Origin of the sequence: Chryseobacterium gallinarum (genome assembly GCF_001021975.1) — a bacterium.
Taxonomy (GTDB): Bacteria; Bacteroidota; Bacteroidia; order Flavobacteriales; family Weeksellaceae; genus Chryseobacterium; species Chryseobacterium gallinarum.
Genome location: NZ_CP009928.1, coordinates 2,882,979 through 2,896,863, shown reverse-complemented (window position 1 = coordinate 2,896,863; position 13,885 = coordinate 2,882,979). Strand labels below are relative to the sequence as shown.

General features: G+C 37.5%; 11 protein-coding genes and 5 tRNA genes. 5 read left to right on the top strand and 11 right to left on the bottom strand.

Going from position 1 to position 13,885, the window contains the following annotated elements:
- Positions 1 to 54 precede the first annotated feature (54 nt).
- Positions 55 to 1,080, bottom strand: a complete 1,026-nt coding sequence (locus OK18_RS13015) for an N-acetylmuramoyl-L-alanine amidase (protein WP_053328256.1) — start codon at positions 1,078 to 1,080, stop codon at positions 55 to 57.
- A gap of 136 nt (positions 1,081 to 1,216) precedes the next feature.
- Between OK18_RS13015 and OK18_RS13010 the strand changes: the two genes are divergently transcribed.
- The 3 genes from OK18_RS13010 (at position 1,217) to OK18_RS13000 (ending at position 1,505) form a co-directional block, all read left to right on the top strand.
- A tRNA-Ser gene (locus tag OK18_RS13010) sits at positions 1,217 to 1,301 on the top strand.
- A 15-nt stretch (positions 1,302 to 1,316) separates the two neighbouring features.
- Positions 1,317 to 1,391: transfer RNA gene (locus tag OK18_RS13005), tRNA-Pro, on the top strand.
- Between the two features lie 40 nt (positions 1,392 to 1,431).
- Positions 1,432 to 1,505 (top strand) — tRNA-Arg (locus OK18_RS13000).
- A gap of 417 nt (positions 1,506 to 1,922) precedes the next feature.
- Here the strand turns inward: OK18_RS13000 and OK18_RS12995 are convergent.
- The 8 genes from OK18_RS12995 to OK18_RS12960 all read right to left on the bottom strand — a co-directional run bounded on the left by OK18_RS12995 (position 1,923) and on the right by OK18_RS12960 (position 9,825).
- Complete coding sequence (locus OK18_RS12995) at positions 1,923 to 2,906, bottom strand: alpha/beta hydrolase (RefSeq protein WP_053328255.1); 984 nt, start codon at positions 2,904 to 2,906, stop codon at positions 1,923 to 1,925.
- 59 nt (positions 2,907 to 2,965) lie between these two features.
- Positions 2,966 to 3,652: a type 1 glutamine amidotransferase domain-containing protein gene (locus OK18_RS12990; protein WP_228377609.1), complete on the bottom strand. Its 687-nt coding sequence runs from the start codon at positions 3,650 to 3,652 to the stop codon at positions 2,966 to 2,968.
- Positions 3,653 to 3,769: 117 nt separating this feature from the next.
- On the bottom strand, positions 3,770 to 4,681 hold the full coding sequence (locus tag OK18_RS12985) for a helix-turn-helix domain-containing protein (RefSeq protein ID WP_174441959.1): 912 nt from the start codon (positions 4,679 to 4,681) through the stop codon (positions 3,770 to 3,772).
- 31 nt (positions 4,682 to 4,712) lie between these two features.
- The gene (locus OK18_RS12980) at positions 4,713 to 5,660 is read right to left on the bottom strand and encodes an NAD-dependent epimerase/dehydratase family protein (protein ID WP_053328252.1); all 948 of its coding nucleotides are present in this window, start codon (positions 5,658 to 5,660) and stop codon (positions 4,713 to 4,715) included.
- Between the two features lie 401 nt (positions 5,661 to 6,061).
- Positions 6,062 to 6,745: an MBL fold metallo-hydrolase gene (locus OK18_RS12975; protein WP_053328251.1), complete on the bottom strand. Its 684-nt coding sequence runs from the start codon at positions 6,743 to 6,745 to the stop codon at positions 6,062 to 6,064.
- A gap of 54 nt (positions 6,746 to 6,799) precedes the next feature.
- Positions 6,800 to 7,387: a Crp/Fnr family transcriptional regulator gene (locus tag OK18_RS12970; RefSeq protein ID WP_053328250.1), complete on the bottom strand. Its 588-nt coding sequence runs from the start codon at positions 7,385 to 7,387 to the stop codon at positions 6,800 to 6,802.
- Between the two features lie 184 nt (positions 7,388 to 7,571).
- On the bottom strand, positions 7,572 to 8,093 hold the full coding sequence (locus OK18_RS12965; RefSeq protein ID WP_228377608.1) for a thermonuclease family protein: 522 nt from the start codon (positions 8,091 to 8,093) through the stop codon (positions 7,572 to 7,574).
- A 100-nt stretch (positions 8,094 to 8,193) separates the two neighbouring features.
- Positions 8,194 to 9,825 carry a M1 family metallopeptidase gene (locus tag OK18_RS12960; RefSeq protein ID WP_053328249.1) on the bottom strand — a complete coding sequence of 544 codons (1,632 nt, stop codon included), beginning with the start codon at positions 9,823 to 9,825 and terminating at the stop codon, positions 8,194 to 8,196.
- A 432-nt stretch (positions 9,826 to 10,257) separates the two neighbouring features.
- Here OK18_RS12960 and OK18_RS12955 point away from each other — a divergent pair.
- Positions 10,258 to 10,332: transfer RNA gene (locus OK18_RS12955), tRNA-Pro, on the top strand.
- Positions 10,333 to 10,350: 18 nt separating this feature from the next.
- Positions 10,351 to 10,424: transfer RNA gene (locus OK18_RS12950), tRNA-Arg, on the top strand.
- A 781-nt stretch (positions 10,425 to 11,205) separates the two neighbouring features.
- On the opposite strand, the gene OK18_RS12945 is transcribed toward OK18_RS12950, so the two are convergent.
- Both OK18_RS12945 and OK18_RS12940 read right to left on the bottom strand, forming a co-directional pair.
- A complete protein-coding gene (locus tag OK18_RS12945; protein WP_053328248.1) occupies positions 11,206 to 13,125 on the bottom strand; it encodes a histidine kinase in 1,920 nt (639 codons plus the stop codon).
- On the bottom strand, positions 13,126 to 13,869 hold the full coding sequence (locus OK18_RS12940) for a LytR/AlgR family response regulator transcription factor (RefSeq protein ID WP_053328247.1): 744 nt from the start codon (positions 13,867 to 13,869) through the stop codon (positions 13,126 to 13,128). It abuts the gene before it with no gap.
- Positions 13,870 to 13,885 lie beyond the last annotated feature (16 nt).

Below are 13,885 nucleotides of genomic sequence, written 5' to 3'. Positions count from 1 at the left end.
TTTTGATCGTATAAAGATAGCAAAAACGCATCTACCGATGCGCTTTTAATTCAATTATTTTATTGGGTATTTCTGGTTTAAAGCCTGTAGTATTGCCCATGTTTCAGCATCCATAATTCCGCTGTAATTCTGAGGGCGGAAATGGTATTGGAAAGCCTCAATGGTTTTCTTGGTTGCATCATCCCATTGTCCGCTAGGATCTACCCCATATCCAAATTTCTGCAATGCAGTCTGAATAAGGAAAATAAAGGATGGTTCATTATATCTTGTAGTGAAATCCAACTGTGCCAAATCAAAGAAGTTTTGTTTTGTTGCTTCATCATACCACATTCCTATCTGATACTCGTCATACAATTTCTTCCAGGGGAACATTGGCCCCGGATCTTGTTTCCTTGTAGGGGCAATATCTGCATGAGCAAGAACATTCGTGGCAGGAATCTGGTATCTTATAATAATATCTTTCGCTAAAGCAGCTACTTTTCTCACCTGCTCATCGCTGAAGGCCGCGAATATCCTCTTCCCGGATCCATCCGTAGTGTAACCGGTATTTACAATTTCGATTCCTATAGAAGTATCATTAAGATTCTTATCGTTTCTCCATGAGCTTACCCCTGCATGATAAGATCTTTTGTTTTCATCTACCAGCTGGTAGATTTCATTGTCTCCGGTATTATTAACCAGGTAATGAGCGCTTACCGCCTGCTGTGTAAGAACAGTAATCGACTTATCATCCGGGAGTGCTGTATAATGTAATATTAAGTAACGCTGTCTGAAGTTTTGTGCAATGGCAGGAAAATAGGTTTTTACTACTTTATATCCGGCAGGTTTAGCCGAAACAATTGAACCGTAACTTGCCGTATTATCATTTTTAGTAGGGTCTGCTATATTAGTGGTAAAAAACTCAACTCCATGATCGGAAATAATTTTCGGTTTCGGAGGTTCGGGAGTTGCAGGTTTAACTGCTGGTTTTGCCTGTACCACGGGGGTTTTCGGTTTGTATGTATTTTTTTTCACATTCGGTTGGGAAGTACATGAAAAAACACATGTGCTTAATCCGATGATATATAATGTTTTACGCATCAGTTTGGTTTTTGGATGATTTATTACTTCAAAAATACGCAAATTTTTCTTGAATTTTATTTGGTAAATAAAGAAATCTGTTCTATATTTGCACTCGCAATAACAGAACAACGATCATTAAAAAATAAACAAATAAGGAGGGTTGCCGGAGTGGTTAACGGAGCAGTTTGCTAAACTGTCGACGCGAAAGTGTCGCAAGGGTTCGAATCCCTTACCCTCCGCTCTCTTAATATATTCGGGGCGTAGCGTAGTCCGGTCATCGCGCCTGGTTTGGGACCAGGAGGTCGCAGGTTCGAATCCTGCCGCCCCGACTTTTTAATGAGCTTATACATTAAGCAAATCAACGTTTAAGGGTGCGTAGCTCAGCTGGATAGAGCATCTGCCTTCTAAGCAGACGGTCAAAGGTTCGAATCCTTTCGCGCTCACTTAATGACACCATTAGGACAATTTAGGCCAAATGGTGTCATTTTATTTATAAATACCCATCAATCAGCCTATTTAATTTATTTTACCCCCTTTTTCTTTATTTTCTAAAACAAAATATCTCTTTAAAAAAACAAATATTTTATTCTTTTTCAGTTTGTTTTGAAGCTAAAACTCTTTAAAAACATAATAAACCAAACAGGATTCGAACTTTCTATACAAAATTAAAAAACTGAAAAACAACCATTTAACATAAATTTACCGAGTCTTTATCTCCTGTCATAAAACTGTTATCCATTAGTCTTCAACAACATTTTAATAGTTAATTCTGAGAATTAAGAATAGATAAATCCTGCAAATTGGCTATTTGCAGGATTTTTTATATAACGATTATGTTTTCTTTTCGAAAGCTTACCTAATTATTTTTTAAACAAAGCTTTTTTAAGCGCTAGCGCACCTTGTTCTGATGAAAACTTTACTGCTTCAATATGATCTAACGGATTTAAGAGTCCATAATCATGGATAAATCCGTTATAGGTCTCGATAGTCGTTGGAACGCCAGCCTCATCTAGTTTTCTTGCATATGCCAAACCTTCATCGAAGAGAATATCATTTTCGGCCAGCTGAACCAATGCAGGCGGAAGGCCTTTAAGTTTTTCTAAGGGTGCATTGAATGGGGTAGCATAATATTCCTTGCGCTTTTCGACATCAGGGAGATAGTTATTCCACATCCATTTCATTAATGGAGCTGTAAGGAATCGTTCTTCAGCATATTTTTGCCAGGATTCACGAGAAAAATCTGCATCAGTTACAGGCCACAATAACAATTGAAATTTTATTTCAGGGCCTCCTTTATCTTTCGCCATTAGGCAGAGGACCGCAGTCATATTTCCGCCGACACTGTTTCCGGCAGCCGCCATATTTTTACCATCAACACCAATTTCAGCACCATTTTCTGATACCCACTTTGTAGCTGCATATATCTGATTGATTGCAACTGGATATTGTGCTTCCGGTGAAGGTGTATAATCTGTAAATACGGCAGCGGCACCACTATGGACAACTAAATCCCTGACCAATCTTCTATGGGTTGGATAATCACCCAATACCCATCCACCGCCATGCGTAAACATGAACACCGGAAGGTTCTCGGAAGAAGCATTGGCAGGTTTTACAATATGGATATTTACCGTAATTCCATCCTGCGTAATTTCCCTTTTATCTTCAGTAATACCTGAATAATCTACCTCAACAGAATTTTGCGCATCAACCAAAACCTGTCTGGCTTCCTGTGGAGTCAATGTTTCTAGTGGTTTACCACCGCTATTATTCAAACCCTTCAAAAATTCCCTGATACCTGAAAGGATCTGCGGATCGCTCTCAGCTTTAATGTTGTTTGCCATAATTAATATGTTTATGATTTAAAAATGAATATAATGTTCCTTTCGAGTCATTTAATTCTTTATTTTTCAAGTTCTTTAATAACCACCTTGGCCATTTCCTTTGAACTGAATGGATTTTGACCTGTAATCAGATTACCATCCACAACAACGTTAGATGTCATTGGAATAAAGGCTTTCTTGAGATCTGCACCGCGCTCCTTAATAGCAGCTTCCAAATTGAATGGTACTTCCCGCTTTCTTCTGGCAATAGTTTCTTCAAACCAGTCAAATCCGGTCATTGATTTTGCTTTGATCAGATATTCACCATTACTAAGCTTAACATTTAATAATCCACCAACTCCATGACAGATCGCAGCGACTTTCTTTTCTTTTTCAAACTGATTCCTAACCATTGATTGTATAGTAGAGTCATCTGGAAAATCGTACATTGTACCATGCCCCCCAGCTAAATAGATCAGATCATATTCTTGTTGAGTAAGCTCAGATAGTTTTTCACTATTTGCAAGCAATAACCGAAAGTCATCCTCATTCCAATATTGTTCAGAAATTTTATCTAGTGTAAAGTGTTTTAGACTTTCGGGATCTACAGGAATGTTACCACCTTGAGGACTTGCAATGGTAATATCATAACCTTTCTCTTTAGCCGCATGATAGATATGAGTGAGTTCACTAAGCCACAAACCGGTTTTCAGATTACCACTTGCATACATACCTATATTGGTTACTATAATTAAGATTTTCATCATGCCCCTATTTTTTCTTTTAATAGTACAAAGTTGATAAGAAACCATTACCTGGGAGTAGCCTAATTACGGGTAGTTGTAACCGAATCTCTGTATTTAAAAGTTTTTAAATACAGCACCTTAATTTAATGATGATCTGAATTTCAGTGGAGAAAGTGATGTTCGGCTTTTAAAAAGGCGGTGAAAGGATTGCGGATGTTCAAATCCAAGCTGATAAGCAATTTCAGAGACCGACATTGAGGTAGTAGAAAGTAATTCTTTTGCTTTTTCGATCAATCGGTTCTGGATATGCTGCTGTGTGGTTTGCCCTGTTTGCACTCTTAACATATCACTCAGATAATTTGCACTCAGATGTAATTGATCAGCAATGAAGTGAACTGAGGGTATACCGTTAATTGTTAACTTATCATTTTTGAAATAATCATCCAATAATAGCTCCAGCTTTGAAAGAAGGTCACTATTCACTTTCTTTCTGGTCAAAAATTGGCGGTTATAATAACGATCACAATATTTTAACAGAAGATCAAGGTTAGAAACAAGTAGGTCTTGTGTAAAGGAATCCATGTTGATATCAATTTCCTGTTCAACATTCGCTATTATATCAAAAATAGTTTTCTCTTCCTTTTCAGAAAGATGCAATGCTTCATTCGCGGTATAGGAAAAATAACCATATTCTTTAATATCGGATGCCAGTCCATATCCATGAAGGAAATCCGGATGTACCACCAAAACAAAACCTTTTACTCCATTGAGGAGTATATCATCAAACTGAAGGACCTGATGTGGGGCAATAAAATACATAATACCCTCATTAAAATCATAATATTGCTGGCCATACCGGCATTTTCCACCAGCACAGTCTTTTTTTAAAGCAATAACATAAAAATCAGTGGTTATGGCACTAAGAATAGCCTCCGATTCCAGTTTAACATCATCAAAATTAAATACACTGATCAGCGGATTAGCGGGTTTCTTTAACCCCAAGAACTTATGAAGTGTACTTATTGATGATACTTTTTCCGGAGTTTTCATATGCTGATTTTCAGATTTGTACATGACTAATTTACTTAATTATTTTGTTTCCTGAAAGCTGTTCATCTTTTATTATGCTGATCCCTTGTTTATATGTTGTGACCTGAAAATCCGGAAATTTCTTTCTGAATTTTGAATCGTCAAATATATTGTCATGTTCATACCTGGGAAGAAGCTCCAGTAATTCCTTTACACTTTTGTTAAAAAATGAGCCTATTTTGAACATCAATTTGGGAACAACAGAATATTTCAGGTCTCTGCTGTAAATTCCTGAAGCCATTCGGATAAACTCTTTATAGGTAGGATGGCTTTTATCTACCGGCAGATGCCAGGTCTGACCGAATGCGTCAGGAGTATTTCCGATCAAAGCAGTGGCGCGGCTCGCATCGGGAGTCCATATCAGGCTTCTTTTCTTGTTTGCACTCAATGGAACTTTCAGCTTTTTGCCTTCTTTGATATTGTTAAAAATCAAGGTATTGGTAATGCTCTGCGTTTTGCGAGGGCCGTAAAATTCCGGGGCACGACAGATCACGGCTTCAAGTTCACCGGATTCGATTTCCTTCAGCACCATTTCGGCCATTTTTCTTCTGACTCTTCCTTTTCTTCCCACAGGTGAAAAAGCAGTTTCTTCTGTCAATATGCGATCATCCTGAGGATACATATACGTATTATCAAAGAATACGAGTTTTGTATGGTTAATCTTGCAGGCATCAATTACATTACGAAGGATAAGCGGAAACTGTTTCTCCCAGAGATCAGAACTGATCGGAAGGCCTAATGTGAAATAAGCAATTTCACTGCCTTTTACCGCCTCGATTGCTTTTTCGCGAATTGATAAATCTGCCGAAAAGACTTCGTCCGTATCATTTACTTTTTTTGCATCTCTACTGACAATTCGTATAGATGAAGTAAAATTTCTTTTGAGTTCTCTTGCGAGCTCTTCACCAATCTGACCGTTGGCTCCTAGTATCGTTTGCATTTCTTTTGCTTTTTAAATTATTATACAAAGTTCAGCAACCAGCCTAAAAACAGAGTATCTGAATTAACGAAAGTTGTAACAGAATCTCTGTTATTTATTAACAGCAATCAACTCAAATAGGAACAGTTTGGAAAAAATAGAACTGAAATAATTGCTGTAGTCCTTACAGAATCCTATTTCTTTAAATAATTCAAGTTGCTAAAAATCAACAAAATACCCTTAAAACCCAATTAAGATCAGCAACCAAAGAGTTCGAGGATAATCCTGTCAAATTCACAAAAAACCTCATCATTTTTTGGTGAGGTTTTTTGTTGTTTTATAATTTACCATCTATTAACAATACTCAAGGATAGAATATCCCGATTATGATCGGGACGGATAAAGGCTCTAACCTTCTGCGGTCACAGAGCATTACTGCATTTAGCCACAAATTGCTCAAACTTCTGATCTGTATTTCGCAAAACTGGTCCGTGACCGAAGCAGATAACGGAAGGGTTCAGCTCTGCCAGCTTTTGGAGCGATTTAATGTTACGCCGCTGATCCGAGGTGAACATATTTGGAGGAAGCCGCAGACCAGTTGCTGTAGTAAGCAGGTTCATATTGGTTGCTGCATCTCCGATGATCAGCACTCCATCCCGTTCACGGAATAAAGAAATATGACCAGGTGAATGTCCGGGAGTCTCTATCACCCGAAAGTTTCCGATCCTATCGTTTTCAACAATTGTCTGATCGACTTTATGACCCTGCCCTGCCCAGTATTTTTGCTGAAGCTTTGCCACCCAATGATCCGGAGTTGGATAATCGTTGGTTACCATACCTGTTTCGGCTCTGAAAACTTCGTTGGGATGGCAGAGTAAAGGAATCCTGAACTCTGCGCAAATCTGGTCACTGCAACCCTGATGGTCTGCATGCGCATGCGTCAATACATGTTGATGAACAGCAATTTTCTCATTAACTTTCCTTATAGTGGTATATGAGCTCCGTATTCCGGAGTCTACCAATACACCTTCGATAATATAGCAGTTGATACTGTTTCGTGGCATCAGTGGAATCTGGAATACTTCGGGAGCAATTTGACGTAACATAGCTTTTTTGCGCAAATCTACATTACTTATCTGGTCTGCATAAGGACATTTGTCCTATAACACGTTGGGTTTATGTATTTGTCCCTTTGCCCGTGTAAGTGATCGCGGCGTGATACCCAGGTATGATGCCAGATCCTGTGTTGTTATCCGCTGAACAAGCATCGGTTGGCTGGATAGAACATGGCGGTATTTATCCACAGCCGGCTTATTATTGTAATTCAGCAGATAACGTTCCTTTTGGATATACTCTTGCTCCATGATCGATTTTATCACGCCATTCCAGGCGGTTACCTGAGCAAGAAGATGCTGATAGTCCGGGTAATTTATCCTGTAAATTATACTATCTTCTATAGCCCTGATACTTCTTCCGGACTTTTCCTGCGTCACAAACTCCTGAAACGAGGTGGCAAATTCATTTTCAAACTTGAAGCAGGTAATATTTTCCTTTCCTTCTTCGTCGGTATTGTATGCTTTTACTGCGCCATTAGTGATAAATCCGATATAACGGCAGATTTCATTCTCATGAATAAAAAAATCTCCTTTTTTTAAGCGGACCGGCTTGAAAAACTGTGCAGAAAAGTTGATTTCCTCTGCTGTTAGTCCTCCTGTTGAGGATAGATAATTTTCAAATACGTCAGTCATTCACAATCTTTTTCGTCTTTTATTTTCATCTTAATCGTCTATGGTTTACATATCCAATCTATCAATTATTGTACACAAAAACTTTCATGCTGAGATTTGTTTATTTCTTACGTCATGAGTATCGTTTTGATAAAACATCCTAATAACAAATGCACAAAAGCTGTATGAAGGATTTTCACATTATTCAGATGATCTCTTTTGCTTTTCCATTCGCTTTAAAAGCTTCATTTTTTTTGCTTCCTGCTTCTCTTTTTATTTTCCTGTATTCCCAGGGAGCAATCGCCTGATTATCCTGCCAGAGGCCTATTTTTTTCTGTTGGGCTTTTTCCTGCAGTTTTCCCAGGGAAGCATCATTAGAATAAAAGAAATACCACCATCCCATTCCTGCTTTTATCAATTCTTTTGAGAGATATTTGCCATTGTCGTAATACACTTTGGCAATAGAGCGTCCATAACGGTCTTTATCCGTTTCAATAAAATTAATAGTTTTACCAAATACCTGTCCTGATGTGTATTGCTTAGCATTTTTCCCGAATGCCTGTCCTTTTTCAGGACAATCTACCTCGGCGAGTCTCAGTTTCTTTTGTTGATTACCTTTTAGAAGAATTGTGATAGTATCTCCATCTGAAATTTTTATTACTTTTCCACTGGTTTGGGAGAACGTCAGTACTGGAAGAAGTAAACACACAAGCATTAATCGTTTCATGGGGTAAAGATAAGTTAAAAAAAGTCTTAACATTTATATTTTACAACCATAATATACTTTTACTTAAAATTAAGAAAACAGACTTTTTCTTTCAAAATGCTTATTCTACTTTTTTCACTTTTATATAAAAATTAGGATCAGTATTTATTTCTGTAATGTTATTATTTTTCAGCTGAAAGGTTTGCCATGAAACTGTCGGGAATAGCCAATCATCTGACCCATCTATTTTTACCGGCATAAAAAATCCATCGATACAATTGGTAAACCGATATCTCAATTCGTTATTTTTGATTGAATATTCCAGCTCGGGAATCTGCGTTGTCCGGAGATATTGGTTAAATAGTGGTTTAAAGTTCATCCCAGATTTTGTAATAATATAATCTTCAATCTCTTGTGTTGATGTTACCTTATGATAAAAACTGGCAGTAACCCCCTGCAAAATTTTACGGAACTTCTCATCATCATTCATTATTGTTTTAATCATATGGATTACAGCCCAGCCTTTAATATAATTATCTGAGCTACTATCTTCATTAATTCCATACCTGCCAATAATCGGTTTTTCGTTGTCTATTCCCTTATATCTTGCAACCAGAAATTCCTCTCCCGCTTTTCTCCCGCATAAGTCTGCAATAACCAGTTCTTCGGCAAGCCCCGCAAAGCCCTCCTGTATCCAGCGATCCGCAATATCGGAAGCGGTTATACTGTTTCCAAACCATTCATGTGCCGTCTCATGAACAATCAATCGGTCTGTTTTTTTCCCCCATCCTGTTTTAGAAATATCTTTTCCTTTAAAAGTTCCTTTTGTATAATTATTGCCATAGGCAATAGCACTCTGATGTTCCATTCCGATATAAGGCGCCTCCACTATTTTAAATCCGTCTTCATAAAATGGATACGGCCCAAACCATCGTTCCAGGGATTTCATTGTCTGAACAGCCTCAGGAATCATATGATCAAGCGCTTTTTGCCTGTTGTAATCGAGAATCCAGTAACTCATATCCAGCTTCCCTTTCCTACCCTGGTAAGTCTGACTGATATTTACATAATTTCCGGCATAAAATGATATTCCATAATGATTGATAGGATTAACAACTTTCCAGGTATATTTTGCCGTTCTGTCAGAAGATAATTTTTTGCCTACCCATCTTCCATTCCCAACCGCTGTCATGTCTGCAGGAACAATGATGGAAATGGAAGCACCCTCATCAGGCTCATCATATAACATATTTTTGCATGGATACCATAAACTGGCTCCTTTATACTGACAAGCCACCGATATCCATGGACGGTTTAAGGAATCTTTTGCCCAAACCATTCCTCCATCCCAGGGTGGTGATACCGATTCAACAGGCTTCCCGGAATAGTAAATATTTAATTCATAGCTTTTACTCTTACTATGTTTTGGCAAGGAAATATACCATATATTGCCTTTATTATGGAAAGTTAATTTTTTATTATCCTGAAAAGCACTATCTATGGTCAAGGGCTTCACTAAATCAATCTGCATCATTTTGGAGTTTCCTCCTGAAAGTGTTTTATACTTTATTTTATTATTTCCTGTAAGCGTTTTAGTTGGATAATCAGGCTTCACGGTAATATCATAATGCAGTAAATCCCACCATGCTTTTTCAGGAGTAACAGATCCTACTAAAGAATCCTCTCTTGTCGGTTGCTGCGCAACAATAGCAACAGAGACCAAAAAAATAAAACTAAAAAATATTCTAAACATAAGAAAATGTTTTTATAAAGCTCTCAATTTCAATATTTAATAAACAAATATAAAAATTACGTGGTTTAAAATTCAAAATTTAGCCAGAGTTACTCCCAAACACCTTTTTATCATCAAATATCGGCAGATCTTCTAAGAGCTTAACTCTGCAACAGCAATATCTTCCATCTTTCTTTAAAGTTGCCTTTATTGGTTTTTACGTTTCATCCATTATCTCTTTTATCATCAAATCAAAGAATGTTAAAAAAATAAAAATTTTATTTCCATCATTACAACAGCATAAGTGAATGGTTTTTAAATGACTAAGACCTGTCAAAAAATTTTCATGAAAAATTAATTAAAAATTATTCCGGATTTTATTTTTTTATTTCAAAAAGTATTGTACCTTTGCAACCGCAAAAACGAAGTAAAATTCGTTATTGATGACCTCCTCGGGGCGTAGCGTAGTCCGGTCATCGCGCCTGGTTTGGGACCAGGAGGTCGCAGGTTCGAATCCTGCCGCCCCGACTTTTTTCAAAATTTTAAGGGTGCGTAGCTCAGCTGGATAGAGCATCTGCCTTCTAAGCAGACGGTCAAAGGTTCGAATCCTTTCGCGCTCACAAAAACCTCATCATTTATGGTGAGGTTTCTTGTTTTTCGTTTATATCCTATTTTAACGGATCAATCAGTCTCAAAAATTAGAGACATAATAAATTGGGTCTGAATATAAAAAATTCTGTTCATTATTGATTAACGTCAAATTTATTGAGATCGTTTTTCACGCAAAGTTTAAAAAAAATAATGTTCTATTTCAAGTAGACAAAGAAGGCAGCGTAGCTGCTGACTAAGCGCATGCAAAGTGTTCGCTTCATCAGAATCGATTAAGATCGATTCATTTCTTAGCTTACTTAAAATGAAGAGTAGTCAAAAGATCTTTGCGTGAATTTTAAAAATTAAATAGATCTAAATATTATATGCCCCCAACTTTTCCGCTTGATCCACCATTCTTTATACAATAAAAAAGCCTAAGAAACGAGTTCTTAGACTTTTGAAACATTCATTATCAACATTTGAGATTCAACGATTTTCAATCCATAATGTATTAATTCCACAACCTAAAAGGTTTACCCTCTTTTACATTTCTGAATTTATTTATCCCTGCTTTACCTCCTTGGGATGGCTTGCTTGTGAAGTTCTTATTCTTCATACAAGACATCGATGATTCTGTCATGTACATAACTTAAGTTTTCATGGTGTGTTTTTACCCCTGGTTAATAATTTCACTGCAAGAAACAAATATTCAGGGAGATTTCCTCAACTGGTTTACAATTCGTATCCCTACATTTACAATTCGCTTTACATCGCTTATATTTTATCCCGCATCAGGTAAAAATCACCATATTATTTTTCAAAAACAACAGGGATATGCAAAGTAACACATCGCCCTCCGGCCTCTGAAACAGAGGTTTCCACACTTGCTTTTTTCCCCAATAACAAAATACGTTCATTACTGATTGCCCCGGATAAAGAACGGTGGGATGTTTTAGACACTTTTTGTAATTTACCTGTATCGGCAATACGTATGACAAGAATATCTTTTTGAAGTTCAAAAACAACGGAAATAAGAGCCTTATCACTGTCAATATTAATCCCGTGTACAATAGCATTTTCCACATAAGGCTGTACAAGCATCGGAGGCACCATTATCGCACCAAGATCCTGTTCCTCAGGATATTGCAGCTCGTAAGAAAATCCGTGATCATACCGCATCTGCTGCAACCTGAGATAGTTATCCAGTGTTTCAATTTCTTCATCAAGAGGCACATATTGCTGTCGGCTTAGTTCTAAGCTGCTTCGTAAAAGCCTGCTAAACCGGTTCAGATACTGAATTGCAGCATCTTTCTGATCCAGACGTACAAAGCTTTGTACTGCAGCCAGGGTATTAAAGATAAAATGAGGTTCCATCTGCGTCCGTAATAATTGCTGCTGCAGTAATAACCTTTCTCTTTCCTGGCTTTTCCTGCGCTGCTGGTAATAATAATACAGGAAGCAAATCAGTCCTAAAAGCAGGACAACAATCAAAACTACAACAATAAGCCATAACCGGTTTTGTTGTAATTCCAATTGATTGATCTGAATGTCTTCATTCAGCATCCGGATGGATTTATCTTTGGCCTGAATCTGATACAAAGCGTTCATTTCAGCAATTGCCCGGGTATTTTTATTTTGAAAATACTGCTGTTGTAAAGATCTGATAGTGTCTAATTCTTTTGCCGCTTTTTTATAGTCACCTTTCAGGTCATACAGCTTTGCAAGGTCTGTCCTGTATATAATGACATTACTGGTATCTATTTTATCCTTATAGGCAGATAATACTTTGTTAGCCTCCGCTAATGCTGCCCGGGCACTGTCTCCTTTTTTCATTTCAATAAAAATAGCTCCTATATTGGCATGAGCTAAAAACATATTATTGACAACAGATGGGGCTTTATCTCTCTCAAAGATCTTTTCTTCCTCTATTTTCATTAATTTTTGGTAGTGAAGCAGGGAGTCGTTTTTGCCGCTATTTTCGAAAAAGTTAATTTTACTGTTGTAATAGTATTTTTTTTGATAAGCTTCCGGATTTTTTTTATGTAAGGTCTCCAATTTTTCCAGATATACTTTAATACTGTCACCAGGCATCTTTTGTAAGGCCAGAATATGAATAATCTGCACCAATGCTCTTTGGCGGTTCACATGCCCCTCCGGCAGGCTATCTACTAATTTAAGAGCAGCCAGGTTCATTTCTTTTGCCAATCCATAATCATATAAATATCTATTACTCTGGGCTGCGGAGAGCAACATACTGGTTTTTGCTTCTGCCGATAGTTTTAATCCTGCATCCGAACGAATAATAGCTGCCGCCTTATTATAATAAAAGGCTGCCTGGTGTTCTTTTCCATTGGCCATCAGAATATTCCCCATTCCGTTATATACCAACGCTTTATCCGGTAAATTATCTTTAGTAGATTCAATAAGCGTAAGTGCCTTTTCAATATAATATTCAACAGAGTCTTTTCCCAACATGGCATGCATCCTTGCCAGGCCGTAATTTACCCTTGTTGATAAAACCGTGTCCCGCTGCACTTGTTCATTACGCTCAAAGCTTCGCCAGGCAGCCAGCAGGGAGTCTTTATTTTGTGGAGATAATTTTGCCTCACTCAGTTTTTTAATAGGTTCGGCAAGGGGAGATTCATTGTTTTCAGTTTTTTGTGATTTTTTACAATACATCAGAGTAAACAAGGCAATCACGAGCCCAAAATAAGAAAGATAACGATACATCTATTTAATGGATAATAAGTTAAGTATATAGCTTTTTCGACGGGAGGAAACAGGTATCTGTTCTTCGTTCTGTAAGATCAGATATTCTGAACGGATCACGCCTGTAATCTGGCTCCGGTTAACAAGGTAAGATTGGTGACTTCTTAAAAAGTAAGGGGAAGGTAACAAATCTTCATAATATTTAAGGGGTTTTGAAACCAGCTCATTTCTACCATTTTTCAAATGAAAATAAGTATAGGGACCATCTCCTTTACAGTACAAAATATCCTGGACATTGATCATCCGCATATTATTGAGTGAATTCAGTACAATTTGTTGTGGTAACGCCTGCTGATCTGCAAATGTATTACGAACCAATTCTAGCTGTTTGGCATATTGAAGATTTTTCTCCTGCTTTTGCCTGTAGCGGTCCAGGGCTTCCCTGAGCTCCTGCTGATCTATAGGTTTCAATAAATAATCCAGCGCACCATATTTAATCGCTTTTATTGCAAATTGATTATAAGCTGTAATAAAGATGATGTTTTCAGGAACAGGAGATAAGTTTTTTAAAACATCGAAGGCTGTCCCGTCAACCAGTTGAATATCCATCAGCACCACATCCACCTCCTTCTCCTGCAGCAATCTAACTGCACCGGCAACATGATGAGCCAGGCCTAAGATTTCCAAATCCGGTTCATTACGCAACAAAAAGATAATCTCGTTGCATACGGCAGGCTCATCTTCTATAATTGCAACCTTTATCATTGGCATTTTATTATTC

What these genes read in the sequence shown, in the direction of transcription:
- OK18_RS12945 (WP_053328248.1), bottom strand. Translation starts at nt 13,125, where the DNA reads ATGTATCGTTATCTTTCTTATTTTGGGCTCGTGATTGCCTTGTTTACT.
- OK18_RS12975 (WP_053328251.1), bottom strand. Translation starts at nt 6,745, where the DNA reads ATGTTACGTCAAATTGCTCCCGAAGTATTCCAGATTCCACTGATGCCA.
- OK18_RS12990 (WP_228377609.1), bottom strand. Translation starts at nt 3,652, where the DNA reads ATGATGAAAATCTTAATTATAGTAACCAATATAGGTATGTATGCAAGT.
- OK18_RS12940 (WP_053328247.1), bottom strand. Translation starts at nt 13,869, where the DNA reads ATGATAAAGGTTGCAATTATAGAAGATGAGCCTGCCGTATGCAACGAG.
- OK18_RS12980 (WP_053328252.1), bottom strand. Translation starts at nt 5,660, where the DNA reads ATGCAAACGATACTAGGAGCCAACGGTCAGATTGGTGAAGAGCTCGCA.
- OK18_RS12965 (WP_228377608.1), bottom strand. Translation starts at nt 8,093, where the DNA reads ATGAAACGATTAATGCTTGTGTGTTTACTTCTTCCAGTACTGACGTTC.
- OK18_RS13015 (WP_053328256.1), bottom strand. Translation starts at nt 1,080, where the DNA reads ATGCGTAAAACATTATATATCATCGGATTAAGCACATGTGTTTTTTCA.
- OK18_RS12995 (WP_053328255.1), bottom strand. Translation starts at nt 2,906, where the DNA reads ATGGCAAACAACATTAAAGCTGAGAGCGATCCGCAGATCCTTTCAGGT.
- OK18_RS12985 (WP_174441959.1), bottom strand. Translation starts at nt 4,681, where the DNA reads ATGAAAACTCCGGAAAAAGTATCATCAATAAGTACACTTCATAAGTTC.
- OK18_RS12960 (WP_053328249.1), bottom strand. Translation starts at nt 9,825, where the DNA reads ATGTTTAGAATATTTTTTAGTTTTATTTTTTTGGTCTCTGTTGCTATT.
- OK18_RS12970 (WP_053328250.1), bottom strand. Translation starts at nt 7,387, where the DNA reads ATGACTGACGTATTTGAAAATTATCTATCCTCAACAGGAGGACTAACA.